The sequence below is a fragment of the Streptomyces marianii genome, from assembly GCF_005795905.1.
In the GTDB taxonomy this organism is placed as follows: domain Bacteria; phylum Actinomycetota; class Actinomycetes; order Streptomycetales; family Streptomycetaceae; genus Streptomyces; species Streptomyces marianii.
This window is the reverse complement of record NZ_VAWE01000001.1, coordinates 6,847,581-6,873,776: the sequence shown is the minus strand read 5'-3', so window position 1 is coordinate 6,873,776 and position 26,196 is coordinate 6,847,581. Positions and strand designations below refer to the sequence as shown.

22 protein-coding genes are annotated in these 26,196 nt (G+C 73.0%); 11 read left to right on the top strand and 11 right to left on the bottom strand.

Going from position 1 to position 26,196, the window contains the following annotated elements; genetic code table 11:
* The first annotated feature begins 50 nt into the window (after nt 1-50).
* Nucleotides 51-1,784: a serine/threonine-protein kinase gene (locus FEF34_RS31130; protein WP_138056132.1), complete on the top strand. Its 1,734-nt coding sequence runs from the start codon at nt 51-53 to the stop codon at nt 1,782-1,784.
* On the opposite strand, the gene FEF34_RS31125 is transcribed toward FEF34_RS31130, so the two are convergent.
* Nucleotides 1,754-2,563: an SGNH/GDSL hydrolase family protein gene (locus tag FEF34_RS31125; RefSeq protein ID WP_138056131.1), complete on the bottom strand. Its 810-nt coding sequence runs from the start codon at nt 2,561-2,563 to the stop codon at nt 1,754-1,756. The two genes, FEF34_RS31130 and FEF34_RS31125, sit on opposite strands and share 31 nt — an antisense overlap.
* Before the next feature lie 787 nt (nt 2,564-3,350).
* On the opposite strand from FEF34_RS31125, the gene FEF34_RS31120 reads away from it, so the two are divergent.
* The 4 genes from FEF34_RS31120 (at nt 3,351) to FEF34_RS31105 (ending at nt 7,221) form a co-directional block, all read left to right on the top strand.
* A complete protein-coding gene (locus tag FEF34_RS31120) occupies nt 3,351-4,226 on the top strand; it encodes a glycosyltransferase family 2 protein (protein WP_138056130.1) in 876 nt (291 codons plus the stop codon).
* Nucleotides 4,223-5,245, top strand: a complete 1,023-nt coding sequence (locus tag FEF34_RS31115; protein WP_138056129.1) for a glycosyltransferase family 2 protein — start codon at nt 4,223-4,225, stop codon at nt 5,243-5,245. Before FEF34_RS31120 ends, FEF34_RS31115 begins: the two co-directional genes overlap by 4 nt.
* A complete protein-coding gene (locus FEF34_RS31110; protein ID WP_138056128.1) occupies nt 5,242-6,030 on the top strand; it encodes a polysaccharide deacetylase family protein in 789 nt (262 codons plus the stop codon). Before FEF34_RS31115 ends, FEF34_RS31110 begins: the two co-directional genes overlap by 4 nt.
* A 96-nt stretch (nt 6,031-6,126) precedes the next feature.
* Entirely contained in the window at nt 6,127-7,221 is a 1,095-nt protein-coding gene (locus tag FEF34_RS31105; RefSeq protein ID WP_138056127.1) for a DUF5925 domain-containing protein, read from the top strand.
* A gap of 73 nt (nt 7,222-7,294) precedes the next feature.
* On the opposite strand, the gene FEF34_RS31100 is transcribed toward FEF34_RS31105, so the two are convergent.
* Nucleotides 7,295-7,669 carry a GntR family transcriptional regulator gene (locus tag FEF34_RS31100; protein ID WP_171053165.1) on the bottom strand — a complete coding sequence of 125 codons (375 nt, stop codon included), beginning with the start codon at nt 7,667-7,669 and terminating at the stop codon, nt 7,295-7,297.
* 99 nt (nt 7,670-7,768) lie between these two features.
* Here FEF34_RS31100 and FEF34_RS31095 point away from each other — a divergent pair, with 99 nt between their 5' ends.
* Both FEF34_RS31095 and FEF34_RS31090 read left to right on the top strand, forming a co-directional pair.
* Nucleotides 7,769-8,692 carry a GNAT family N-acetyltransferase gene (locus FEF34_RS31095; RefSeq protein WP_138056125.1) on the top strand — a complete coding sequence of 308 codons (924 nt, stop codon included), beginning with the start codon at nt 7,769-7,771 and terminating at the stop codon, nt 8,690-8,692.
* A complete protein-coding gene (locus tag FEF34_RS31090) occupies nt 8,673-9,167 on the top strand; it encodes a DUF402 domain-containing protein (protein WP_138056124.1) in 495 nt (164 codons plus the stop codon). The genes FEF34_RS31095 and FEF34_RS31090 overlap by 20 nt, the downstream gene beginning before the upstream one ends.
* Here FEF34_RS31090 and FEF34_RS31085 read toward each other — a convergent pair.
* Nucleotides 9,148-10,350, bottom strand: coding sequence for a methyltransferase domain-containing protein (locus FEF34_RS31085; protein WP_138056123.1), 1,203 nt, complete (start codon nt 10,348-10,350; stop codon nt 9,148-9,150). The two genes, FEF34_RS31090 and FEF34_RS31085, sit on opposite strands and share 20 nt — an antisense overlap.
* A 376-nt stretch (nt 10,351-10,726) precedes the next feature.
* Nucleotides 10,727-11,293, bottom strand: coding sequence for a hypothetical protein (locus FEF34_RS31080; protein ID WP_138056122.1), 567 nt, complete (start codon nt 11,291-11,293; stop codon nt 10,727-10,729).
* A gap of 247 nt (nt 11,294-11,540) precedes the next feature.
* Here FEF34_RS31080 and FEF34_RS31075 point away from each other — a divergent pair, with 247 nt between their 5' ends.
* Nucleotides 11,541-12,038: a levansucrase gene (locus tag FEF34_RS31075; RefSeq protein WP_138056121.1), complete on the top strand. Its 498-nt coding sequence runs from the start codon at nt 11,541-11,543 to the stop codon at nt 12,036-12,038.
* Between the two features lie 460 nt (nt 12,039-12,498).
* On the opposite strand, the gene FEF34_RS31070 is transcribed toward FEF34_RS31075, so the two are convergent.
* From FEF34_RS31070 to FEF34_RS31060, 3 genes are all read right to left on the bottom strand, one after another.
* Nucleotides 12,499-12,840, bottom strand: a complete 342-nt coding sequence (locus FEF34_RS31070; protein WP_138056120.1) for a GNAT family N-acetyltransferase — start codon at nt 12,838-12,840, stop codon at nt 12,499-12,501.
* Nucleotides 12,841-12,937: 97 nt separating this feature from the next.
* Nucleotides 12,938-13,363 (bottom strand): RNHCP domain-containing protein, encoded by a 426-nt coding sequence (locus FEF34_RS31065; RefSeq protein ID WP_138056119.1) that lies wholly within the window; start codon nt 13,361-13,363, stop codon nt 12,938-12,940.
* Nucleotides 13,364-13,389: 26 nt separating this feature from the next.
* Nucleotides 13,390-13,761, bottom strand: a complete 372-nt coding sequence (locus FEF34_RS31060) for an RNHCP domain-containing protein (RefSeq protein WP_138056118.1) — start codon at nt 13,759-13,761, stop codon at nt 13,390-13,392.
* An 826-nt stretch (nt 13,762-14,587) separates the two neighbouring features.
* Between FEF34_RS31060 and FEF34_RS31055 the strand changes: the two genes are divergently transcribed.
* The gene (locus FEF34_RS31055; RefSeq protein WP_138056117.1) at nt 14,588-15,610 is read left to right on the top strand and encodes a lytic polysaccharide monooxygenase auxiliary activity family 9 protein; all 1,023 of its coding nucleotides are present in this window, start codon (nt 14,588-14,590) and stop codon (nt 15,608-15,610) included.
* Between the two features lie 179 nt (nt 15,611-15,789).
* On the opposite strand, the gene FEF34_RS31050 is transcribed toward FEF34_RS31055, so the two are convergent.
* The 3 genes from FEF34_RS31050 to FEF34_RS31040 form a co-directional block, all read right to left on the bottom strand.
* Nucleotides 15,790-16,647, bottom strand: a complete 858-nt coding sequence (locus FEF34_RS31050) for an esterase/lipase family protein (RefSeq protein WP_138056116.1) — start codon at nt 16,645-16,647, stop codon at nt 15,790-15,792.
* A gap of 206 nt (nt 16,648-16,853) precedes the next feature.
* Complete coding sequence (locus FEF34_RS31045) at nt 16,854-17,810, bottom strand: DNA polymerase Y family protein (RefSeq protein ID WP_138057836.1); 957 nt, start codon at nt 17,808-17,810, stop codon at nt 16,854-16,856.
* Nucleotides 17,811-18,133: 323 nt separating this feature from the next.
* The gene (locus FEF34_RS31040) at nt 18,134-21,721 is read right to left on the bottom strand and encodes a DNA polymerase III subunit alpha (protein ID WP_171053164.1); all 3,588 of its coding nucleotides are present in this window, start codon (nt 21,719-21,721) and stop codon (nt 18,134-18,136) included.
* Nucleotides 21,722-22,259: 538 nt separating this feature from the next.
* Between FEF34_RS31040 and FEF34_RS31030 the strand changes: the two genes are divergently transcribed.
* Nucleotides 22,260-23,414: an AI-2E family transporter gene (locus FEF34_RS31030; protein ID WP_234043272.1), complete on the top strand. Its 1,155-nt coding sequence runs from the start codon at nt 22,260-22,262 to the stop codon at nt 23,412-23,414.
* 260 nt (nt 23,415-23,674) lie between these two features.
* On the opposite strand, the gene FEF34_RS31025 is transcribed toward FEF34_RS31030, so the two are convergent.
* Nucleotides 23,675-24,757, bottom strand: a complete 1,083-nt coding sequence (locus FEF34_RS31025; protein WP_138056114.1) for a S1 family peptidase — start codon at nt 24,755-24,757, stop codon at nt 23,675-23,677.
* 426 nt (nt 24,758-25,183) lie between these two features.
* On the opposite strand from FEF34_RS31025, the gene FEF34_RS31020 reads away from it, so the two are divergent.
* Nucleotides 25,184-26,059, top strand: coding sequence for an alpha/beta fold hydrolase (locus tag FEF34_RS31020; protein WP_199800757.1), 876 nt, complete (start codon nt 25,184-25,186; stop codon nt 26,057-26,059).
* Nucleotides 26,060-26,196: the final 137 nt, after the last annotated feature.

Sequence of the window (26,196 nt, the reverse complement as noted above, 5' to 3'; positions counted from 1 at the left end):
GGAAGGGTTTCCACCGTGATGGTCGCTCTGCTGCGGATGGGGGGCTCGTCATGAGCGAGGTGCCGGGCGGCGGACTGGACGGCGAGACGCGGGTGGCGGGGCGCTACCTCCTGCTCGCCCGGCTGGGCGAGGGCGGCATGGGCGTCGTCTGGCGCGCCCGCGACGAACTGCTCGGACGGGAGGTCGCGGTCAAGGAGGTCCGCGCCCCCGCCGGGCTCGGAGCCGCCGAGGTGCGGCGGCTCTACACCCGGCTGGAGCGCGAGGGCTGGGCCGCGGCCCGGATCTCGCACCGCAACGTGGTCACGGTCTACGACGTGGCGATGCAGGACGGACGGCCGTGGATCGTGATGGAGCTCGTCCGCGGAATCTCGCTCTCGGATGCGCTCGCCGCGGAGGGGCCCATGGCCCCGCAGCGCGCCGCCCGCATCGGGGCGGAGGTGCTCACGGCCCTGCGCGCGGCCCACGGGGCGGGCGTACTGCACCGGGACGTGAAGCCGGGCAACGTACTGCTCGGCAACGACGGCCGCGTCGTGCTGACGGACTTCGGAATCGCCTCCGTCGAGGGCTCGTCCGGACTGACGCTGACCGGCGAACTCGTCGGCTCGCCCGAGTTCCTCGCCCCGGAGCGGGCACTCGGCATCACCCCGGGGCCCGCATCGGACCTGTGGGCGCTGGGAGTCCTGCTGTACGCGGCGGTCGAGGGGCGGTCGCCGTTCCGCCGGGACACACCGCTCGGCACGCTCCGCGCGGTCGTCGACGAGGAACTGCCCGCACCGCGCCGGGCCGGTGCGCTGGAGCCGGTGATCGCCGGTCTGCTGCGGAAGGAGCCTGCGGAGCGGATGTCCGCGGAGGAGGCGGAGCGGCTGCTCCGGGTCTTCGGCGCGGGAGGCACGCCCCGCACCGGTTCTCCGGCGGGCTCCGGTCCCCTCGCGGCCACCGCGGCGACCGCGGTCTCCGCCGCGCCGGTCACCCCTGTCGCACCGGCCGGGGTGTTCGGCCCTCCCACGGATACGACGGCGGTCCCGGCCCGGGGCGGTCGCGGGCCGTCGGCGGACCGACCGCGGCGCGCGGCCGTCGTACTGGCCGCCGGGATCGCCGCCCTGGCCCTGTCGCTGGGCGGTCTCACCTACGCCCTGCTGGACGACGGAAGCGGAAGCGGAAGCGGAAGCGTGGGCGGCGGGGCCGGGGGGACGAACGGCAGCGGGGCGAACCGCGGTTCCGGGAGCGGCGGTACGACGGTCGGGAGCGGTTCGGCGTCCGGTCCGGAGACACCCTCCGGCGACGAGGGCCCTGCGGCGTCGGGCGACGGCGGGGCGTCAGCGACCGGTGGCGCCCCCTCGCCCACGGAGCGGCCGCGGCAGAGCGTGCACGTGCGGGTCCACGCGATCCGTGCGGAGTACCGCGGGGCGTGTCCCCCGCTCGAGGCGAAGGCCCCCGCGTTCCGGGCGGCGGTCACCGTCGGAAGCACCCCGGTCTCCGTGGGGTACCGCTGGGTGACCGGGAGCGGCCGGAGTTCCGACGGGGGCTGGAAGACGCTCGACTTCCCCTCGGGCGAGGGGAGGTCGCGGGAGATCGATCATGTGGAACCGACGTACACCGAGGGTGCGGTGCACCACGACCGGATCCGGGTGGAGATCGGGAGTCCGGTCGCGGTCAGGTCGCAGTGGGTGGCGTTCTCGGTGACGTGCGAGGAGGAGTCCCCGTCGGGCACCCCGTCCTCGCCGGGTCTGCCGTCGTACTCGGAGGGGTCCGGTCAGGCCGCCGAACGGAACGGCGGCAGATAGCCCCCGGACTGTCCGGAGGCGGTCGGGTGGTACGACTCGACGATGTTCAGCCAGTTGACGCTGTGCAGCCATGAGGCGCCCGAGCAGATCTCGTGCCCGGTGAAGGACGGCACGACGTCCGCGAAGGTGAAGCCGTGGTCGGCGACGCGCTTGGCGAGCGCGGCGTTGAGGTGGTCGGCTCCGCCGTTGATCGCGGCGCGCTCCTTCTCGGTGAGTCCGGCGATGCAGCTGCCGTTGAGCTTGTACATGCGGGGGTAGCCGAGGACGACGACCCGGGCGGACGGCGACTTGGACCTGATGGTCGAGTACACCGAGTCGAGCCGGGCCGGGAGGGTCGTGTCCACGAAGTGCTTGGCCTCCTGCACCCGGGCGACGCAGGTGCTCTCGGACTGCAGGATACACGTCGTCATCACGTCGCCGAAGCCCGCGTCGTTGCCGCCGATCGTGATGGACACGAGGTCGGTACCGGAGTTGAGGGGGGCGAGCTGGCCGGCCAGGACATCACCCGTACGAGCGCCCGCACAGGCCGTGAAGGCGAACGACGAGGGTGAGTTGGCGGCCGCCCAGAGGGCGGGGTAGGCGCGGTTGCTGCGTCTGCACGAGCCGCTGTCGCCCAGATAGGACCCGGCGCCGAGACCCGACGAGTACGAGTCGCCGAGGGCCACGTAGTCGACCGCGGCCGCGGACTGTGCGGCCTGGGCCTGGCCCGCGCCGGTGAGGGCGAGGGCCGCACCGATGAGGAGTGAGGATGAGATTGCCGCGATTCGGGACAGTTTCATGGAACCTCCCATTAGCAGGATCTCTGCTCAACTGTCGTAGCATGCCCCTTTGTTCACCGGAAGTGTCCATGCCAAGAACAATGCGGCCGGGCAACAGGGGTGTTGCCCGGCGGATCTTGACGACCCGTCCGGAACGACGGGTGGGGCGGAGCCCAGCATTCCGGCAATACGCCCCATCTCCGAGCAAACACGCCGGGGCAAACGATCCCCCGGCACCCACTCGCCCCCTCGGGCACACACCGCCGCACTCCCGCCCGGGTGCCGCGGCAGCGGCGCTCGTGGCACTCGGATCAGCCCCGTACGCGCCCTTCACACCCTCCCGCCGCACGGCCGGTACGGCCTGAGCACCCCTCCGCCCGAAAAGCGCTCATCCCGGCCGTCACTGCAATTGCTTTCCACCCCTCAGGTACCGCATTGCGTAACAGGTTTGTGCATTTCAGTACGCGCAGGCAAAACAAGGAGAAAAGTGCGCCCTACGGCCAGGTCTTGTCATACAGTCCCAATCATCAATACCGTCGTACATCCGCCCGCAACGGACCATCAAAGGCGACTCCTGGGGAGGGGTCTGACGTCGCGACGGTCCGTGGCGGGGCGCGGTAGGGGGGTGCCGTGCTCGGTCGCACTCGTGCCGAGTCGCGTACCGCGCGGCCAGCTATGCCAGCTCGCCCAGCCTGTGCGGAGATCCATGCCGTCCTGGCCGGGGTGAGAACAACCCCCCTTTCGAACCGGACACTCATCCGGACCGCCCGGGGGTGGGCGGTCCACCGGACGAGAGGGAAACCGACTCATGAGCTCGTTCCTGCGCCCGGCGGTCCCGGGTCCTCACGATCCGACAACCACGGCCGGCGCGCCCGCACCGGTCATGGCGACGGCCACGGCCACGCTCGGCCGAGTACCGGCCCAGTACCGTCCGATCTCCTCCCACCTCGCCATCGCACCGCCGGTCAGCGTCGTGATCCCGGCGATGAACGAGGCCAAGAACCTCCCGCACGTCTTCGGGACCCTGCCCGAGTGGATCCATGAGGTCGTGCTCGTCGACGGCAACTCCACGGACGACACGGTGAACGTCGCCCGCGCGCTGTGGCCCGGCGTCAAGGTCGTCGAGCAGGCCGGCAAGGGCAAGGGGGACGCCCTCATCAGCGGCTTCGCGGCCTGCACCGGCGACATCATCGTCATGGTCGACGCGGACGGCTCCGCCGACGGCCAGGAGATCGTCAGCTATGTCTCCGCCCTGGTCGGCGGCGCCGACTTCGCCAAGGGCTCCCGCTTCGCCAACGGCGGCGGCACCGACGACATGACCCCCGTCCGCAAGCTCGGCAACCGCGTCCTGTGCGGCATCGTGAACGCCAAGTTCGGCGCCCGTTACACCGACCTCTGCTACGGCTACAACGCGTTCTGGCGCCACTGCCTGGACAGCATCGCCCTGGACTGCACCGGATTCGAGATCGAGACCCTGATGAACATCCGGGTCGTCAAGGCCGGACTGCGGGTCCAGGAGGTCCCCAGTCACGAGTACCTCCGCATCCACGGCATGAGCAACCTCAGGGCCGTCCGCGACGGTCTGCGGGTACTCAAAGTGATCCTGAGGGAGAAGGGGGTCCGCAGGGCCTCCCGCCGCGGTCCCGCAGTCGGCCTCAACGCCCCACGAGGAGAGGTCTCTTGAACCACCGGACGTTCTCCGTGGTCATCTGCGTCTACACCGAGGAACGCTGGACGGACATCCTCACGGCCGTGGAGTCGGTGCGCCGGCAGTCGCTCCCGGCGCTGGAGACGCTGGTCGTGGTCGACCACAACCCCCGGCTGCTGGACCGCCTCACCGAGGAGTTCACCTCCGGACACGGGAGCGCGTCACCGGGAGAGGAGGTGCGGGTGCTCGCCAACGCGGGCCCCCGCGGCCTCTCCGCCGGCCGCAACACCGGTATCGCCGTGTCCCGCGGCGAGTTCGTGGCCTTCCTCGACGACGACGCCGTGGCCGAGCGCGACTGGCTGCGGCACTTCGCCGAGGGGTACGACGACCCCCGGGTCATGGCCGTCGGCGGCAGGACCCTGCCGCTCTGGGCCTCGGGCCGCAGGCCGGTGTGGTTCCCCGAGGAGTTCGACTGGGTCGTCGGGTGCACGTACCGGGGGCTTCCTCCCGGCCGCGTCCCGGTCCGGAACGTCCTCGGCGGCAACGCGTCCTTCCGCCGCACCGCCTTCGACGCCGCCGGCGGATTCGCCACCGGCATCGGACGGGACGCCGACAGACGGCCCCTGGGCTGCGAGGAGACCGAACTCTGCATCCGGCTCGGCCGGGCCCTACCGGACGCGGTGCTGCTGATCGACGACCGCGCCGTCATCCACCACAGGGTCCCCGCGCAGCGGGAGCGCTTCCGCTACTTCCGCACCCGCGCCTACGCCGAAGGGCTGTCCAAGGCCCTCGTCTCGCACAGCGTCGGCAGCGGCAAGGGCCTCGAGACCGAGCGCCGGTACACCACCCGTGTGCTCCCGGCGGGCGTCGTGCGCGGTCTGCGCGACGCCCTGCTGGGCCGCCCGGGCGGTGCGGGCCGCGCCGGAGCCATCGTCGCCGGCGTCGCCGCGGCCGCGGCCGGGTACGCGGTGGCGCGGGCACACGCCCGGTCCGGGGTGGCGTTCTCGCACGGCCCGATCACCGCCCACGCCCCGCTGGAAGGGGGCACGCCATGAACGAGGCCGTGCCGATCCTCATGTACCACGCGATAGCGCACCGGCCCGCTCCGGCGGTCCACGGCCTCTCGGTGGCGCCGGGGGCCTTCGCCGAACAGATGGAACTGCTCGGCGAGCGCGGGTTCACCCCGGTCACCACCGCCGGGCTCGGCCGGGCCTGGCGGCACGGCGAACCCCTGCCGCCCCGGCCGGTGCTGATCACCTTCGACGACGGCTACGAGGGCGTGCACCGGCACGCCCTTCCCGTGCTCGACAAGCTGGGCTTCGCCTCGACGCTCTTCGTGTCGACCGGCTGGCTGCGGGGTGCGCACGAGGAGGGCGGCGCGCCCGACACCATGCTGGACTGGGGACAGGTGAGGGAACTGGCCGCGGCGGGCACGGAGATCGGCGGCCATTCGCACACCCATCCGCAGCTGGACCAGCTGGACGACCGACGGCTCCGGTTCGAGTCGCTGCGTTGCAGGGAGATCATCGCCGCGGAACTCGGCGACGCGCCGGTCTCGTTCGCCTACCCGTACGGCTACTCCAGCCGCCGGGTCCGACAGGCGGTGCGCGCCGCCGGCTTCGCGCAGTCCCTGGCCGTGGGGAACGCTCTGGCCCGCCGCCGCCAGGGGCCGTACGCCCTGGAGCGGGTGACCGTGCGCCGCTCCACGGGTGCCGAGCAGTTCGAACGGCTCGTCGAGGGCCGGGGAGTCGCCCGCGACTTCGCCGGGGACCGGGCCCTCACCAAGGGGTACGCGGTCGTCCGCCGGACGAGGAGGGCGCTCCGGTTGCTGCGTACATGAGTGCCCCGGATCGGTGCACCCGAGTGCGGTCGGGGAGAGCGGCGGCACGCCCCAAAAGGCCGTGCACCGAGGGCCGACGTGCCGGATCATGGCGCCATGACCGCCACCCCTGAGCACGCTCTGCCGATCCGGCTCAACGTCGACGACAGCGATTCGCCGTCGGATGTCGTCGACGCGCTGTTCCTCGGCCGCTTCGCGACGGGCGAGCAGCCGTATTCGCACAGTTCGACGATCGACCGGGTCAAGCCCGGCGCCACACTGCTGCCGCCGGGCGCCCGGGTGCTGCGCGCCGCACGTGACGACGACCGGAGCGCGACGCTCGCCGAGGGCGAGGGGTGGACCCTGCTGATCTCACGGTGGAACCGCGGGGCGGACATCACGGTCACCGCGGTCAGCCCGGAACTCGCCGAGAACGTGCACAGGCAGGCGACGGACGGCGTCCAGGACGAGCCCGAGCCGCAGCCCGACAACGTCACCATGGGGTTCTGGTACGTCTCCCCGCGCCGCGGCCCGCACCGCACGACCCGCCAGATCAGCGCCGGCACCTGGGACGAGGTCCGTCCCAACTACACGACCCCGGTGGCTCAGGCGATGGACCGGCTGATGAAGGTGACGCCGGACGACATCGCGGGCCGGCTGCTCCTGCTGCACGGTCCGCCGGGCACGGGGAAGACCTCAGCGCTGCGGACGCTGGCCCGCTCGTGGCGCGACTGGTGCCAGGTGGACTGCGTCCTCGATCCGGAGCGGCTGTTCAACGACGTCGGCTATCTGATGGACATCGCGATCGGCGAGGACGAGGGCACGGCCAAGGGGCGCTGGAGGCTGCTGCTCCTGGAGGACTGCGACGAACTGATCCGGGGCGAGGCACGGCACGCCGCGGGGCAGGCGCTGTCCCGGCTGCTGAACCTGACGGACGGGCTGCTCGGCCAGGGCCGGAACGTCCTCGTGGGCGTCACCACCAACGAGGACCTCGAGCGGCTGCACCCCGCCGTCGTCCGGCCGGGCCGCTGCCTTGCCCGGATCGAGGTCGGCCCGCTCACCCGCGAGGAGGCCGTGTCCTGGCTGGCCACCGAGGAGGGTGTCGGCCGCGAGGGCGCGACGCTGGCGGAGTTGTACGCCCTGCGCCGGGGGACGGTGCCGGCGTCCGTGCCGTCCCAGCACGGCGGGGCGGACGCGGGGCTGTACCTCTGAGGGCCGTCCGATTCCAGTGGCGGGCGGCCGGGTCGTAGCTCTCGTGGGAGTGGCTGCGGCAGGCCGCACGGACTCACTTCCCGTAGGTGGCGCGCAGTGCGTCCTGCACCGCGGAGAGCGCGTCGGCACGGGAGAGGCCCAGGCGGTGGACCAGTTCGGCGTACCGCTGGGCGGCAGTCGCCGCCTGGCGCTCCGCCGCGTCCCCGGCCGCCGCGACGAACGTGCCGTTCCGGCCCCGGGTTTCGATCACGCCGTCGCCCTCCAGGGCCCGGTACGCCTTGGCGACGGTGTTGGCCGCGAGGCCGAGTTCCTCCGCGAGCCCCCGCACGGTGGGAAGTTTGTAGCCGACGGGCAGGGCGCCCGAGCGCGCCTGGGCCGAGATCTGGGAGCGGAGCTGCTCGTAGGGCGCGCGGGCGTCGTCCGTGTCGATGACGATTTTCAAGGTCACCACGTGATTGTCCCCCACTTCCGGGCCTCGGGCACGCCGCTCGGGACCCTCGGGAAATTGAGAGGCGTGCGCGGGGGCGCGCGCGTAGCGTGCCGCATCATGACTGTGATCGTCCGCGCCTTCCGCGCGCCCGGAGACGCCGAGGCGGTCGCCCGGGTCCGGCGCGCCGCCCTGCCGTTCATGCTGGTCACCCCCGAGTCCCTGGTGTTCGAGACGGAGCACGCGCATCCGCTCGCCCGGTACCGGCCGCTGGTCGCCGAGGAGGACGGCGAGATCATCGGCACGGCGCAGGTGGGGCTCGCGCACGACAGCCCCGAGCCGGGGGTCGGCTACGCCAACGTCTATGTGCACCCCGAGCGCCGTGGCCGCGGCGCGGGTTCGGCGGTCGTGCGCGCGGCCGAGGAGTATCTGGCAGGCGCCGGTGCCACCAGGGTCCACACCTGGGTGCTGGACGAACCCGGGCATCGCGCCTTCGCCGAGCGGCTGGGCTACCGGGCCGGGCGCACGGCGCACTTCCTCCGTCTCGATCTGGCGGCAGGAGCGCTGCCGCCGCTGCGGACTCCGCCGGACGGGGTGCGGGTCGTCCCGGCGTCCGAGTTCGCCGGCGACCCGCGGCCGCTCTTCGAACTGGACGCCGAGACGACCGCGGACGAACCGGGCGACGTGGCGGCGGAGTTCACGGACTACCGGCACTGGCTCGACGAGACCTGGGCGCATCCGCTGTTCAGCCCGGAACTGACGTCGGTCGCCGTCGTGGACGGGCGCCCGGTGGCGTTCAGCGCGGCCCGTACGGACGGCTCGACCCGCTACGGGACGGCCATGACCGGCACCGCCCGGGCCCACCGCGGCCGCGGGCTTGCCAAGCTGGCGAAGAACGACTCGCTGCACCGGGCACGGAACGCCGGGTTCACCGAGGCGTTCACCGGCAACGACGCGGGCAACGCCCCGATGCTTGCCGTCAACGAGTGGTTCGGCTACGAGATCTGCGCGACGGAGGTGCGCCATGTCCGCACGCTGGGGTGAGTCCTGGGTCGACGTGGCCCTGGTCAAGGCCGGGCGCACGAAGATCCGTTACCCGGCGGCGGTCGTCGCGGACGACGGCACCCGGATCACCGTCCGTGCGCCGTGGGCGGGTGAGGACGTGAAGGACTTCGGGTTCGTCCGCTTCGAACCGGGTGACGTCTTCACCGAGCACTACTGGCGCGACCGCTGGTACGCGGTCAAGGAGGTCCGTGCGGGCGACGGGACGCTGAAGGGCTGGTACACCGACATCACCCGGCCCGCCCTGGTGTCCCGGGACGAGCTGGTGGTGGAGGATCTGGACCTGGATCTGTGGGTGTCGGCCGACGGCACGCTGGTCCTGCGGCTGGACGAGGACGAGTTCGCCGCCAGCGGTCTCGCCGAGCGGGACCCCCGGGCCGCCGAGGAGGCGGAACGAGCCCTGGACACCCTGGAACTCCTCGCGCGCCAGGGCCGGTTCACCCGGCTGCTGGAATGACGCGCGTCGCCGGCAGCGGCACCGCACGGTCCGGAAGGCCCGGGTCGTGGGCGATCGGGTCGTCGTCCTCGTGCCAGTGGAGGAGGAAGCGCTCGCCCCTCCGGTACGCCTCGAACCCGGCCCTGCAGTACGCGACCATGTCGTCCGGGAGCGCGGCGAGGGGATGCCAGGCCAGCTCCGAGCACTTGTGGGGCTCCCGGTTGTACGGCTCGTCGCCGCCGGCGCCGTCCGCCTCGAAGAACCAGCCCGTGCGCGGCGGGTCTCCGGGCCCCCGGTGCTGCATCACCAGCGCGACGCGCAGATCCTCCGGCGCGAACTCGACGCCGATCTCCTCGCGCGCCTCGCGCACCATGGCCGCGCGCACGTCCTCGCCCTCCTCGACGTGGCCCGAGGGGCCGTTCCACAGCCCGTCCCCGTAGCCCGTCCCGGCCCGGCGGGCGAGCAGGACCTCGTCGCCTCGGCGCAGGACGAGATGGACGTCGACGACTTCGCTGTGCCGGGCCGGGGCCGCGTGGCCGTCCTCGCCCTGCCGCACCGGAGCGGTCCCCGTGTCCTCGCCGTCCGGGCCCCGGGCGGCACCGGCTTCCCGGGCGGGCCCGGCCGGGGCGATCCGGGCCACCAGGGCGTACCGCTCGTCGTGCACGGGCCCGCCCCACAGGCCGGGCACGTCCGACAGCCGTTCGTGGTCGATCCTCCGGGAGAGTGGGCCGAGGGCGGCGATCAGGCGGGCCGCCGGCAGTCCGCTGCCCTCCCACACCCCTTCGACGAGAACCAGCCGCCCTCCCGGGCGCAGCAGGGAGGTCCAGTGGGTGAGGGCCACCTCGGGGGCCTCCATCGCCCACAGCACATGGCGCACGAGCACGGCGTCGTACCGCCGGTCTCCCACCGGGGGCCGCTCAGCGGGGCCCGTCAGCACCTCGGCCCCCGTGCCCGCGAGTTTGCGGCGCGCGGCCTCCACCATCCGCGGCGAGAGGTCGACGGCGGTCACCCGGTGGCCCTGCCCGGTGGCGAGCAGGGCGAGGCTGCCCGTGCCGCAGCCGAGGTCGAGCACGTCGCAGGGCGCAGGCGGCAGCCAGTGCCGCATGCGCTCCGCCCAGGCCCCGCGGACCGCGGGGTCGCGGAGCCCGTGGTCGGGTTCGTCGTCGAAGGTGTCCGCGGCGGCGTCCCAGTCGATCGTCGTCATGCGTCCGATCGTGGCAGCCGGCACTGACAACAGAGCGGCCGGCGACGGGGCTTGCGGTGGTGGAAGCGGTCGCACGGTACTCCGGCTCGGTAGGCCCCTTGCCGGTTCGACCCGAGGCGCCGACCCCGGTGACGTCACAGGCGACGGGCCGCCCGACAGGCTCGCGGTCGACTCCGCGGCACCGTGGGTGTCCACCCGGGCAAGGGCAACGGCGGCTTCGACGCCCGTGTCGCGATGGGCAGGCGTACCACCTGTTCGGCTGCCCCCAGGTGCCGTGTACGCGGTCGGCGGGCAGACCCGAAGGCCCCGGCCGCCGGCCGCGCCGTGCGTCCGGGACCTGCGGCGGGCGGCGCCGGGCCTCCATGGGCGATCGGGCTCATCGAGGTGTCGCCGGAGGGCGGTTGGCCCGCAGGCACCGCCGGGCGCGGCGGGCGCGGCGGCGGTTGACGAGCAGGCCGGCCAGGCAGACCGTCACCAGCAGGGCCGCACAACCGAAGGAGGTCCAGGCGACGCGCTCCCGGATCAGCATCAGCCACACCGCGGGCAGCAGCGCCGCGGCCGCGCCGAGCAGGGACCAGCTCACCTCACGTCCCGGCCTGCTGACGTCCAGCAGCGCGCACAGGCGCTCCGCGCGCTGCGCCGCCAGGGCCGACAGCCGCGGATCGGGCACGGAACGCCCACGGGCGGTGGCACCGAAGAGGTCCATCCGGTCCCGCCACGCGAGCCCGGCCGCGGTCCTGAGCCACTCGTCCCACCGGCTCTCCGACCAGTACCGCCGCAGGCGCCGCCGTACGAGGACGAAGAAGACGACGAGCGCCGGCCCGGCCGCCACGAGCAGCGCGGGAGAGCTCGGCGGCGACCGCCCCAGGACGACCACCGTCGCGACGATGACGAGCAGCACGGCGAGGAGGCGGAGCGCGGCCGCCCGGTCGAGTACGGACATGGCACCTCCCAGGTGCGCCGGCAGCCGCTGGTGCCGCGGCCGGGGGATCCAGCGTCCTGCGTCTGGTGGGGACACCGGCAGTCCCGGGAGTTCGTTGCTTGACAGGGCACGCGAGCCGTGCGGGCGGGACGGCTCGGACTCGGGTGTCGGAAGGACGCGGACGGGGCCGAGCCGGGCTCCTCCCGCGCTGCGCCGCTCCCAGACCCCCGTCGACGGCCGTGCCGGGGCACTCGGCGATGATCTGCGCATGACCGAAGCGACCGCAGTCCAGACCTATCTGCAGTTCGTCGAGCACCGGCTCACGGCCGACGGCTGCGCACCGCGCTGGGAGCAGTGGCACGGCGCCCCCGTGCTCGTCGGCCGGCGCGCCGACTTCCGGCTGAAGTGGGCCGCCACCAAGCTGCATCTCTTCACAGCGGTCGCCGCCGCGCCGGAGATCACCGTGCCGGCCGTCGAAGCGTTCACCCGGCACGTCCTGGACTACGCCCGCGCCAACAAGGGAGGACTGCCGGTGGGCCTGCAGACCGGCGTCGCCGCCTTCCCCGTCCTGGTGAGCGAGCGCGTCGACCCCGCGGCCATGGCCTGGGCCCAGGAACAGCAGCGCACCCGGTTCGCCTGCTTCGCCCGCCCGGTCGTGGTGGACATGTCCCAGGGCCATGTGGGCTTCTACCGGGGCACTCCCGCACTGGGACGTGTCTACGCCTCCCACATGCTCGACAAGGGCACGCGCTACTTCCAGAAGTAGCGCCGGAACTTCCGGAAGCAGCAGTGGGGCGGGGCCGGCTCCCGCGCGAAGGAGGCGCGACGCGCACGGCGTGACCGGCGCGCACGGTGCCACCGCGCGTGCGCCCACTCCGGCACGCTCCGCAGCGTTCCTGAGTCCCTGCCTACCCCACCCCTAACGTCTCATTTGGCGTTGTTCGACAGTCTGCGGTCGTGGGGATCGTGGAGCGTCTGGTGCCGGATCTCCCGGGCCTCCAGCGGACCGAGCACCAGACGGCACCAGCCACTTCCACAAGCGACGCGAGCGAACTGCCTCCGTCTCCCGCGCCGCCAGCCGGAGTTCATGCCCACCCACCCAGAACCGAACGAACACGTTCGGAAAGAGTGCCGGGTAGTTCCTGAGCTGACGGCGCGAGTTCGAGTCCCGACATGTGTTTCATGGCCAAGCCCCAGGTCAGCGACCTGGGGCTTGGCTGTTTCGGCTATTGCGGCTGGTAGGCGCTGGCCGCGTCGGCCATGGGCTTGCCGAAGGTCATGCCAACGGACGGGAGGGTGCTGCCGATGCCGGTGCCCTGGTGTGCGGGGTCGACGGAGACCGGGGCGAGGGTCAGCGACGGGACGCAGCCGACGCCGGCTCGGGTGAGGAGGACGTGCGCGATGGCGGTTCCGTTGTCGTCCTCGGCGACGAGGGAGAGTTCGGGGATCCAGCACGCGTCGGCGCACACGGCGTCGACGAGGTCGACGTCCCCGGGGGAGCCGAAGGCGGCGGCGATCACCTCGCGCACACGGTCGGCGTCGTGGAGGGTCTCGGTCCTGATCTTCACTGTGGGGATGTTCCGTTTCTGTGGTGGTTGACGTCGTGATCGGGGCCGGGGGCGGGCCCACTGCGGGCACGCCCCGCCCACGGCCGCCGCGGCCGGGTCACAGGGTGAGGAGGGCGCGGCCGGCGTGCTTGGGGTCGGTGAGGGGTCTGAGGGCGAGGCGGACCAGGGCGAGCGGGTTGTCGTCGCCGGCGATGCGGTTGGCGCTGAGCTCACCGCAGGAGGCGCACTGGTGGATAATCATCCACTCGCCGTCGGTGCGGACGGACATGCCCAGCGCCTCCATCCGGCCGCGGCACTCCGCGGCGCGGTCGCCCGGGACACTCCGGTCGACGTGCAAGCTGGCCAGACAGTTCGGGCAGTGGTTGCGGTGCGCGGTGCCGGGTGCGTCCAGGGACACGTCGAGCCGGCAGGAGACGCACCGGAAGGCCCCCGCCCGGTGCCCGCACTGGGTGTGCAGGACGTCCTTGTGCCGCTGCGGACGGCGGCGCCGCTGCCCGCGGCTGCTGTGGTTGTTGCGTGCCATGGCTGTGCTCCTTCCCTGTCGGGCGGTCAGAGGGCTCCGAACGCTTCGAGCGGGAAAGGCGGTTGGGCCAGCGGGCGGACCGCCATGCGCATCAGGACGAGTTGGTTGTCGTCCGTACAGACCGGGTTCGAGGTGAGCTCGTCGCAGCGCACGCAGCGGTGGACCACCATCCAGTCACCGGTGCGGAGCACGGCGATGGCGATCGGGGACATCCGGCCCTCGCAGTCGCTCGGACCGCCCTCGACGTGGTCGAGGACGTGCCGGGAGTGCAGGCAGGACGGGCAGTGGTTGCGCGGCGCGCCGTCGGCGGCGTACGCGGACACGGTCAGACCGCACCAGGCGCAGGCGAAGGTGCCGAGGCTGAGAGTGTTGTTGTTAGTGGTGGTGTGGCTGGACACCCGGGTGCTCCTTGCTGGGAATGGGTCAAGACAGCAAGAGCAGGCCGAGTGGCCTCGTCAGAGGGCAGCCCGACGACGCCTCAGGAAGGCGAATGGGCAGGTCATAGCACCGGAGGACACATCCAGAAGCCGCCCGGAGGAACGGGCGGCGGAAAGCTACGGACGGTTACGCGGTGTGGCGAGGCGCACTCGGCGCGGGCCGGGACATCAAACACCCTTTTCCAGGGCGCACAGGCCCAGAAAGAACCAGAAGGACCTCGTGAGGTTAACAGGACGCCTTCAAGGGGTGTCAACGCATTATTCGACACCCCCGCCCTCCCGGGGCGCTGCACGACAGGCGACCTGATACCGGCCGGCACTCTCCAGAGGCACCCTTGCTCGCACGGTACGCGGTAGAGGTTGCGGGAGCGGGAGACAGCCAGACGCAAGAGTGCAGATCAGGCCCTGCCATGCACCGATCACCTCATGTCCTCCGGAGTCGGCTTCCCTCTGGCGCCCGCCACGCCCGGGGAGCCAAACGGGGAGCCAGACGAGGCGGCTCACCGTGGACGGCCACGGACTCCGGCACCACGAGCGCCGTGGTCGGACGGCCACGCTCCGCAGCGTTCCTGAGTCCCTTCTTACCCCACCCTTAAAGCGACCATAAGGATCGCCGTCCCCCCGCCCCAGCAGCCCGTTTCGGCGTTTCGACGGGCTAGCTTGCTGATCGCCGGGCGGGGTTCGGGCATCGGTGCCGCTGAGGGATCGGAGGGCTGCACCGCGGTGCGGGCCCGTGCCCGGGACCCCGTCCCTCCCCCCTACGCCGCTCTTGAAGGAGATCCTCACCATGACCGCTCGCCGCAGGGCCGCCACCGTCGCCGCGCTCGGGATCGCGCCGCTCGCGCTGACCGCGCTCGCCGCCTCGCCGGCCGTCGCGCACGGGTCGATGACGGATCCGGTGAGCCGGGTGTCCGCGTGTTACGCCGAGGGGCCGGAGAGCCCGAAGTCCGCGGCGTGCAAGGCGGCGGTCGCGGCCAGTGGCACGCAGGCGTTCTACGACTGGAACGAGGTCAACATCGCCGACGCCGCGGGCAACCACAGGTCGCTGATCCCGGACGGCAAGCTGTGCAGCGCGAACCGGGACAAGTACAAGGGTCTGGACCTGCCGCGCGCCGACTGGCCCGCGTCGAGGCTCGCGGTCGGCAACCACACGTTCCGCTACAAGGCCACCGCCCCGCACAAGGGCTCGTTCGAGCTGTACATCACGAAGGACGGCTACGACCCGTCCGAACCGCTCACCTGGTCCGACCTGGAGGCGCGGCCGTTCGCCGAGGTCACCGACCCGAAGCCGGTGAACGGGGAGTACGTCTTCGACGGCACCGTGCCCGCGAGGTCGGGGCGGCACCTGGTCTACTCGATCTGGCAGCGGTCGGACTCCCCCGAGGCCTTCTACACCTGCTCGGACGTGGTCTTCGGCCGGGATGCCGGCGGTAGCGCGGGAGGCGGCGCCCCGGCACCGGCCGCGTCCGCTCCCTCGGACGGGCAGATCGAGGACGGTGCGGACAAGTCCACCGTCGACCACGGCGGCCACGGCGGTGACGACCACTCCGAGGCCCCGGCCACGAACGGGCCCGCCACTCCGAAGGCGGCCGCACAGACGGACTCGGAGACGGACGGCGAGGCGGACGACGCGGCGGGCGCTGGGACCGCCCCCGGGGGCAACACCCCCGAGGCCGACGGCGCCGGGGAGAACCTCGCCGAGACCGGCGGTGACGGCGGCACCCCGTATCTCGCCGCCGGCGGTGCCGCGGTGCTCGCGCTCGGCGCGGCCGTGGTGTTCGCGACCGCCCGCCGCAGGGTCGGCCGCTGATCCGAACGCGCAGGACACGGCGAAGGTGCCGCCGCGGTGTGTCCGCGGCGGCACCTTCGCCGTTTCTCGAGCAGACGGCGCGGGCGAGCGCGGCAGGATCTCCACCGCGGCTCCGCACGGGACGGCCCGTGAGCGTGCCGGCCTTCGCGGACCCGGCAGGCCGAGGGCCGGCCGTCAGGTCATGCGAACACCGACGCGCAGGTCGTCCGAGTGGCCCTCGCCGGATCGAGGGCGTTGGCCACCTCGTGGTACGCGATCCGGTCGAACAGCCCTATGGCCACGTGCTCCGAGAGGTCGATGGCGCACAGGTCCTGCAACGTCACGTTCTTCACGTTCGGCCCGTCGAGGAAGGACGACCGCCACGGGGTGACCACCTCGTCGTACTTGGTGGCGATGACGGTGTAGCGGACGCCCGGGACGGTGTCGCCGCCCTCGTTCAGTTTGGTGAGGAACGCGGAACCGGCCATCTGGTCGGCCAGGCCGGGGGTCGCGGAGTTGAGCAGGTCCGCCGCGCCCGGGAAGTACTTGAGCAGGCCGGAGAGCCCGTGGAGGGTCGTGCCGTGGTTGTCGGGCGCGAGGCCGACGAGGGCGTTCACCTTGTCGGCGCCGCCGAGGAACTTGAGGTAGTGACGCGGCATCATGCCACCCTGGGAGTGACCGACGAGATCCACCTCGCCGGCTCCGGTTGCGGCGAGGACCCGGTCGACGTACGTGTCGAGCTGCTCGGCCGACTTCGCGATGGGGCCGAGGCCGTGGAAGAACGGGACGCCCGGGAGCTGGCCGTAGTCGAGCGAGAAGACGCAGTAGCCGCGCTTGACGAGGTACGGCGCGAGGGCGAGCCAGTTGTCGACGGAGTTCCCGAAGGTCCCATGGACGAGGACCACCGGGCGGGGGTGGGCGGTTGAGGGCTTGCAGGACCAGTTGTTCCAGCCGCTCGACGGAGCGGCTGCGTGGGCGGTGGCGGCCGGCGCGAGGCCGATCGCCACCGCCAGCAGGGCGGCGGTCAGCGGTCTGAGGACACGCTTCCAGGACAGCATCGTGCGATCTCCTTGCGGCTCAAGGGAAATGCGAGGCTGATGTGGGGATGTGGGGATTCACCCTGCGGCCCGGACCACAAGAAGGGGGTGCTCATGACAAACGTACGCACGAGTAACCAGGACCGGGAAGTTACGCGTCGGTAAAAACTGAATTACCGTCAAGATCCGTGATGGTGCGGTTACTCACAGAAACACAGAGGCAGGGCTTATGCGGCGAGGGAGCCCGGAATGACCGCCCGGGGGCCGAACTTGGCCCGCGCCCGGTCGGCGACCGCCTCCAGTCGGCGTGCTTTGTCGTCGGCGGGGTCGAAGGTGAGCTGATGCGCGGCCCGTTCGGCGGGGATCAGCCCTTCGGCGCGCAGGGCGAGGGCACGCACCCGGGCGCGCTGCAGGCCGAGCGCGTCCAGGAGCCGGTACGCGGCACCGGTGAGCGACGCGGAGTGCGCGGTCGGCTCGGTCAGGGCGCGGGTCCTGGTGGTCGTGGTGCGGTCGGCGTAGCGCACGGTGAGCGTCAGGGAACGGCACACCTGCCCCTCCCCTCGCATCCTCGCCCCCAGCTCCCCGGCGAGCGAGAGCAGCGCGCGGCGATGGCGGTCGCGGTCCAGCTCGTCCCGGGGGAAGGTGCGTTCGGCCGCGACGGAGCGGGCCGCCGCGTTGGGGACGACCCGAGTCCGGTCGACGCCGCGGGCCTTCTCGTACACCTCTCGCCCCGTGCGTGCACCGAGGATCCGCTGGAGCACGGCGAGAGGGACGGCGGCGACCCGGTCGACGGTGTCGAGCCCGTAGCCGCAGAGCGTGCGGGCCGTCGCGGGGCCGACGCCGTGCAGCGCGGCGACCGGGCGGCCGGCGAGGAACTCCGCCGCGTCGCCCACGACCAGGGTCGTACCGGGGCCGGCCTCCCGCGCCGCCATCCTGGCGAGCAGCGGGTTGGGCCCGGCGCCGATCACGCAGTCGACGCCGTACAGGGCGAGGGCCCGCACCCGGATCACCGCGGCGAGCCCGGCGGTGTCCCGGCCGAAGTACCGCAGCGCGCCCCGGACATCGGCCAGCGCGCCGTCCTGACCGACCGCCTCCACCACCGGGGTGAACGCACCGAGCAGTCCGAGCAGCCCCGCATAGGCGGCACCGTCCGGCGCCTCTCCGCCGGCGCCGCGGAAACGCACGTACAGGACGGTCGGCACGTCCGGTCCCCCTGACGGCGCGCCCGGCACGGACGCGGACGCAGGCGCGGACGCAGGCACAGGCACAGGCACAGGCACAGGCGCAGGCACAGGCACGGACGCAGGCGCGGACGCGGACGCAGGCACAGGCACGGACGCAGGCACGGGCACGGACGCAGGTGGGGACGCGGACGCAGGCGCAGGCGCAGGTGGGGACGCGGACGCAGGCGCAGGCACAGGCACGGACACAGGCGCGGCCACGGATGCGTCCGTCCCGTCCGCCGCGGCGTCGCCGCGCGGAGGAAGCGCGTTCTCCCGCCGTTTCGTCATCCCGCGCTCCCCGGGCTCCGGTGCCACAACTTCCGTGCGGGCGCCGCCCCTTCACCCGCGGGGCGGAGATCGGCCCAGGCGTTCATCTCGTACCCGGTGGACATCCGGATGCGGCGGCCCCCACCGGCCGGAACGCCGGACCCACCCGCGTCCCCTTCGCCGTCCCCGCCGTCCCCTCCCGCACCCGCCGCGGCGAGCCGCTCGGCCACCGCGTCCAGGCCGCCCGCGCGCCGGAGTTCGATCAGGTCCGCGAGATTCCAGGCCGCGGAGCCGACCACACTGAGACTGCGCGGTCCACGGCGCTGGACGACACCGCGCACCAGCAGCAGCCAGGAGTGGAAGACGGTGTGGGCGCACGCCTCGTGGCTGCCGTCGAAGAAAGCCAGGTCGACCAGGCCCGTACCGTCGTCCAGGGTCGTGAAGACGACCCGTCGCCCCGAGCGGATCGGCGGCGTCTGGGTGGCCGCCTTGGCTCCGGCGACCAGCACCGTCGCACCGTGTTCCGCCTCGCGCAGCCGCTTCGCGGGGATCGCGCCGAGTTCGTCCAGGAAGACGTGGTGGTCCGCCATCAGATGGCGGGACGCGTCCATGCCGAGGACGCCCAGTTCGGCACTGAGCCGCTCGGCCTCGTTGAGGTCGGGCAGCCCGACGGACGCGGTCCTGCGGCCGCCGTCGAGCGGGAGCTGCCCGCCGTGGCCGCGGCGGGAGACCGAACTCCGCTGGGCGCGGTGCAGTTCGGCGATGTGGAGCAGCAGGTCGCGTCGGTTGGCGCCGAACTCGTCCAGCGCACCGACCTGCGCGAGCCGCTCCGCGACCGGCCGCCCGGGGCGGGCCCGCTCCCAGAAGTCCAGCAGCGAGGAGTACGGCTGGGCGGCCTCGATCCGTTCCGCCTCCGCCTCGCCGATGCCGTGGACGTCGGAGAACGCCAGCCGCAGGCCCCAGACCCCGGGCTCCCCGGCCGCCACATCGGACACCAGTTCGATGCGATGGGCGACCGCGGACCGGTTCACATCGAGCGGAAGCACCGGCACCCCCCGCCGCCGCGCGTCCGCCAGCAGCAGCCGCTTCGGGTACATCCCGGGGTCGTGTGTGAGCAGCCCCGCGTAGAAGGCCGCCGGGTGGTGCGCCTTGAGCCACGCCGACTGGTACGTCGGCACGGCGAAGGCGACGGCGTGCGCCTTGCAGAAGCCGTACGAGCCGAACGCCGCGACGATCTCCCAGGTCCGCGCGATCACCTCGGCCGTGTACCCCTTCCGCTCCGCCTGCGCGGCGAACCACGTCCTGATCCGCTCCTGCGACTCGGGGTCGGAGAGCCCGCGCCGCACCCGGTCGGCCTCGTCCCGGCCGCAGCCGGTCATGATGTCCACCATCTCGATGATCTGCTCGTGGAAGACGACGACGCCGTACGTCTCCGCCAGCGGCCCGGCCAGATCGGGGTGCGGGAAGCGGACCGGCGCCCGCCCGTGCCGCGCCTCGACGAACGGCCGCACCATGTCCGCCGCGACCGGTCCCGGCCGGAACAGCGAGATGTCGACGACCAGGTCGTGGAAGCCCTCGGGCTGCAGCCGGCCGACGAGGTCGCGCTGGCCCGGCGACTCGATCTGGAAGCAGCCCAGCGTCTCGGCGGAGCGGATGAGCCGGTACGTCTCCGGGTCGCCGGGCGGCACCTGGCCGGCGTCGTCCAGATCGATCCGCCGGCCCGTCGTCCGCTCGATCTCGGTGACGGCGTGCGCCATCGCGGACTGCATCCGCACGCCGAGCACATCGAGTTTGAGCAGCCCGAGGTCCTCGACGTCCTCCTTGTCGAACTGCGACATCGGGAAGGGGGAGCCTCCCGTTCCCGAAGAGCCGTGGGGGACCTCGCCGCTGGTCGGCACCACGGGGGTGCGCCGCAGCAGCGAGGAGTCGGAGATGAGCACCCCGCACGGATGCATGGCGACACCTCGCGGCAGGGCGTCCAGTTGCTCGACCAGCTCCCAGAGCCTGCCGTGGCGGTCCCTGCGCCGGGCCACGTCGCGCAGTTCGGGCAGTTCCTCCATGGCCGCGCGGGCGTCGCGGGCGCGGATGTGCGGGAACGCCTTGGCCAGCCGGTCGATCTCGGCCGGGTCCATGCTCAGCGCGGCGCCCACGTCCCGGATCGCGTGCCGCACCCGGTAGGTCTCGGGCATGGCGACGGCGGCGACCCGCTCCCCGCCGAAGCGGTCGAGGATCGCGCGGTAGACCTCCAGCCGGCGGGCGGACTCGACGTCGATGTCGATGTCGGGCAGCGCGAACCGGCGCCTGGACAGGAAGCGCTCCATCAGCAGGTGCTGCTCGACCGGGTCGGCGTGCGCGATGCCGAGGAGATGGTTCACGAGGGATCCGGCACCGGAGCCGCGGGCTGCGACCCGGACACCCATCCCCCTTACGTCGTCGACGACCTGAGCTACCGTCAGGAAGTAGGTCGCGTTGCCGTGGAAGGCGATGACGTCCAGCTCGGAATGCATCCGCTCCCAGTACGCGCGGGCCCGTGCGGGCGGCAGCCGGTCGTAGCCGCGCAGCACCATCCCGGCGGCCGCGCGGGAGGCGAGGACCCGCTGGGCACCGCGCCCTGCGGCGCCCACGAGATGCGGCTCCGGGTAGTAGGCGTACCCCATCCCCAGGTCCCGCTCGGGGTCGACGCGGCATTCGGCGGCGGTCTCCTCGGTGACGGCGAGCAGCCGGTGCGCGGCGTCGCGGCGCCAACCGGCCGCCTCGGCGATCCGCTCGGCCGCGCGGGCCATGTCACCGGCGCCCTTGAGCCAGCGCTCGCCGCCGTCCAGCCCTCGGGCCGGGTCGACGGGGACGAGCCGGCGGGCCGCGTCGAGGACGTCGGCGACGGGGCCCTGGCCGGGGTCGGCGTACCGCACGGCGTTGCTGAGGACGGCCCGCACGCCCTGCTCGGCGGCGAAGCCCGCGGTACGGGCGGCGAGACGGAGCGAGCCGGGGCCTGTGCCCTCGGCCCCGTGGTACACGACCTCGAGACGGAGCGCGTCGCCGTACCGCTCCCGCCAGGGCGCGAGCAGCGGGGCGGCCAGGTCGGGGCGGCCCGCGGCGAGGGCCCTGCCCACCTCGGAGGCCGGACCGAGCAGCACGGTGAGCCCGTCGGCCCCGGAAGCTCCGGCTCCGGCTAGGGCCTCCCAGCCGAGGACCGGCCGGCCGTCGGCCCTGTGGGCCGCGGTGATCAGCCGGCAGAGCTCCGCCCACCCCGCGGCCCCGTCACGGGCGAGGAAGGTGACCCGGGGCGCGGACTCGTCGATGAAGGCGCCGCCCCGGACCGGGGTGCGCCGGCGTTCGGCGCGGCCGGCCGGACCCCCGGCACCCGCGGCTTGTCCGCGCACGGCGAGCTCGGCCCCGAAGACCGGCCGGATTCCCGCCCGGGCGCAGGCCTTGGCGAAGCGGACCGCACCGGCGACGGTGTCGCGGTCGGTGAGGGCGAGTGCGCCCATGCCCCGCTCGGCGGCGCGCTCGGCCAGCCGCTCCGGGTGCGAGGCCCCGTACCGCACGGAGAAACCGGACACGGTGTGCAGATGCGTGAAACCGGGCACCCGCACCTCCTGGATCAATCCGTTCTCACCTCCCCCTCGCCTCCACCATAGACCAAGTTTCGAACGTTCGTACGATACCCATGGAGGTAGGCCCGGCTGTGATCCGGGACCATGATCCGTACGGCTCCCCCGCGCCCGGTGGACGTGGAAACGCTGTTCCCCGGGGTCGCCGCGTACCGCAAGGAGGTGATACGGCTGCACCCGCGGGCCGGGCGCCCCGGCGTGCTGGACAGCTCGGTGGGCGGTCCCCCGCTCTGGCCGGCCGGGGAGCCCTGGCGGCACTGCGACGACGACCACCCGGGCACCGGACGGACCGGGACCGCGGCCGATGGTCCCGGTGCTGCAACTGTTCGCGTCGGACGTCCCCGGGCTGCCGTTCCCGGAGGACACGGACGTGCTGCAGCTCCTGTGGTGCCCGTTCGACCACAAGCCCTACGACACGCCGGCGCGCCGGAGCCTCCGGAACGTGCGGCCCGCCCCTTCGGGCGAAGGCCTTCGGGCGAATGAAGGCCCGCGCGCGTTGGTCCCGCGTCCGCCGGTGGTACCAATCCGGGCAATGCCCACACGATCCACCCACCCCCGGCGCCGGATCCGCGCGGCGCGCGGCGGCGCGCGCGGTGACGCCCGCCCGGCGCCCGGCCCGCCCGCCGCGGCCGAGCCGCCGGTGGCACCCGTCCTGCGAACGGCCGCCGCCTACGCCTGGCGGCTGTTGGTGGTCGGCACCCTCGTGTACGCCGTCTTCTCGGTCCTCGGGCGGTTCCACGAGATCGGCGTGGCCGTCTTCCTCGGTCTCGTCGGCACCGCGATGCTCCGGCCGGTGGTCGATCTGCTGACCCGCCGGCTGCCGCGGCCCCTCGCCGTGACCATCGCGCTGATCGGCAGCATCGCCCTCGTCCTCGGTGTGCTGGCCCTGGTGGCGGAGACCGTCGCCGGTGAGCGGACCGTGCTGCAGCACGAGTTCGGCGCCGGGATCGAGAGGATCGAGCGCTGGCTGGAGCAACCGCCCTTCCGGCTGAACCCGGAGGCGCTCAACGATCTCCAGTCACGGATCGGCCGGTTCCTCTCCAGCCATCGCTCCACAGTGATCAGTACGGCCCTCAGCGGCGCGGGCCGGCTGGTGGAGGTGCTGACGACGCTGGCGCTCGGGCTGTTCTGCGCGGTGTTCTTCCTGCACTCCGGCGACCGGCAATGGCACTGGTTCTGCGCCCAGCTGCCGCTCTCCGCGCGGGACCGGGTGTCGGTGGCGGGCCGTGCGGGGTGGCGCACCTTCACCGGTTACACGCACGGCATCGTGCTGGTGGCGGCGACCAACGCGATCCTGGTCGGCGTGGCGCTGTACGCGCTCGGCGTGCCGCTCGCCGTGCCTCTGGCCCTGCTGGAGTTCTTCGCCGCGTTCATCCCGCTCATCGGCTCGCCCATCGCGCTCGCCGTCGCCGCGGTCGTGGCGCTGGCGTCCCAGGGCCCGGTCATCGCCGCGGTCGTCATGGCGCTGATCGTGGTCATCGGCCAGATCGAGGGGCATGTGCTGCATCCGATCGTGCTGAGCTGGGCCGTACGGCTGCATCCGCTCGTCGTGGCGCTCTCGGTCGTGGCGGGGGCGATCGCCGCCGGGGTGATCGGAGCGGTGGTGGCCGTACCGCTCGTGTCGGTCGTCTGGTCGGTGCGCCAGGCGCTGCGCGCGCGCAACGGCCGGGGCCCGGCCCGCCCCTGAGGGTACGGACCGGGCCCCGGCCTGCCGTGCCGGGTGATGCTCCGCCGGGTGATGCTCCGCAGAGGTTCGCTCTGCCGGGTGGTGCCCGTGAGAGGTCGCTCCGCCGGGCGGCGCCCGTCCGCAGACCGCTCTGCCGGACGCGCTCCGTCAGAAGGGCTGCCTCTGCCGGATTGGTGCTCCGCCGGGCGGCGCGTGCCGGTGGCGCCGTGACCGTCGGTGTCGGTCGATCGGCACCTGCCAGTGGCGCCGTACCGGTCCGGTCAGCCGATCTCGGCGCCGAGGACCTGCAGCGCCTCCGTCACCGGCTGGAAGAACGTCTCGCCGCCCGCGGAGCAGTCGCCGCTGCCGCCGGAGGTCAGACCGATCGCGGCGTCACCGGCGAAGAGCGAGCCGCCGCTGTCGCCGGGCTCGGCGCAGACGTTCGTCTGGATGAGGCCGTTGACGATCTGGCCGTCGCCGTAGTTCACGGTGGCGTCGAGGCCGGTGACCTCGCCGTCGTGGACCTGGGTGGTCGAACCGCTGCGGGTCACCTGCATGCCGACGGTCGCGTCGCCCGCCTCGGTGATCTGCTGCGTGCTGCCGTCGTAGAGGTCGACCTCGCTCGGGTGAGCGGTGTCACCGCTGTACTTGACGAGCGCGAAGTCGTTCTCGGGGAACTGCGAGTCGACCATGCTGCCGATCGCGGCGCCCGCGGAGTCCGACCACTCGCTGCCGGTCTCACCGCAGTGGCCGGCCGTGATGAAGTGCGGGGCGCCGTCCTTGACGACGTTGAACCCGAGCGAACAACGGCCGCCGCCGCTGTGGATGGCGTCCCCGCCGGCGACGAAGGGCTTGAACTCCCCGGCCGTCTTCCTCAGCTCCGCCTTCGACCCGAGGCCCTTCACGACCGCCTGGAGCTTCGTCAGGTCCGCGCCCTCGACCGTGCGGTCGGCCGTGACGACCACCTTGTTGGTCACCGGGTCGGTGGCCCACGAGGTGCCCGGGATGGTGGCCCGGTCGGTGAGGGTCTGCCGGGCGGTCTTCAGCTCGGCCAGCGAGTTCTCGACGACTCTCGCCTTGCCTCCGGCCTCGCGGACGGCGGCCGCCGCCGCCTCGTCGACCACGTTCATCACGAGGGCCTTGGCCTCGGCGTCGTAGTAGGCGCCGGCCGCGTCGCCGCCCAGGCTCTTGTTGAGCGTCGAGGCGAGGTTTCCGGCCGCCGAGGCGGAGAGCGTCTTCACCGTGACCGCGGGCGCGTCCTCGCTGGCGTTCGCAGTCTGGAAGGTGACGCCGGCCGCGACGAGAGCGGCGACGGCTCCACCTGCCATCGCCGCGCGCCTCTTGGGTATGCGTCGGTGCTTCACGTAGGACCTCCTGTGGGGGGCCGCGGACGGGCAAGTGGGGTACCCGGACGCGGAGGATCGGGCGCCCACTATTCCGATACGCGCCGGTAGCACACAAGGTCGACTTCAGGACGCGCACACGACGCCGACAATGCGCCCTCTGCTTCTTCACGACCCCGGCTCCGTACAGGTCGGTTCCGTTTGCGAACACCCGCCGCTACCCGCCCATAGGCAGCACGTAAGGACTAGTCCTGTCCGAATCCCCATGCCGAACGGGCTCATTGGCGACTTACGCCGGCCTCGCCCCGACGGGTAATCATCAAGGGGGCGGGGAATGCCAGGGCAGTATCGCTGTACATGGCACGCGTGGACGGCACTTACGGAATGTGCGCCGATGCCCCGATCCACGCAGACCCACGACGAAGGAGGCGGCGGGTGCGACGTCGGGTGCACGCGTCGGACGGGCGGCATCTGATGGTGGAGCGCCTGGGGGACCCGCGGGGCAGACCGGTCTTTCTGCTGCACGGCACCCCGGGCAGCCGTCTCGGACCGGCACCGCGCGGCATGGTGCTGTACCAGCGCGGAATGCAGCTGATCGCCTACGACCGGCCGGGATACGGCGGTTCCGACCGGCTGGCCGACCGCAGTGTGGCGGACGTGGCCCAGGACGTACGGGCGATCGCCGACGCGCTGGGGCTCGACCGGTTCGCCGTGGTGGGCCGCTCGGGCGGCGCACCGCACGCCCTGGCCTGCGCGGCGCTGCTGCCCGAACGGGTCACCAGGGCCGCCGCGCTGGTGACGCTCGCACCGCGGGACGCGGACGGCCTGGACTGGTTCGAGGGCATGGCCGCGTCGAACGTGCTCGAGTACACGACGGCCACCGTCGACCCGGACGGGCTCACGGCGCGCTTCATCATGCGCTCGGCGGAGATCCGGCGCGACCCGGTCCGGCTCCTCGACGATCTGCGCAGGGAGCTCACCGACTCGGACCGGATGGTCGTCGCGGACGCCGGCGTACGGTCGATGCTGCTGCGCAACTACCAGGAGGCGCTGCGCACTTCGGCGTACGGCTGGATCGACGACGCCCTTGCCTTCTGTAGCCCATGGGGTTTCGACCCCGCCGGCATCACCGCGCCCGTGCTCCTGTGGCACGGCGAGAAGGACGTCTTCTCACCGGTCGGCCACTCCCGCTGGCTGGCGCAGCGCATCCCCGGGGTGACGGCCGTACTGGAACCGGCGGCCGCCCACTTCGACGCGCTGCACGCGCTTCCCCGGATCCTCACCTGGCTGCTGGAGGACCACCCGGAGGTCCCCGGCGAGTGAGCGGCCGGAGTGCTCCCGGCCCGGGGAGCGCCGGCCGGGCACGGCGGCGGAGGCCGTCCGGCACCGCGAGCCGGCCTGCGGCCGGCGCCGTCCTGACCGCCGGGGTCCGCCGCCCCGTGCAGGGGGGCGGGGCCGAA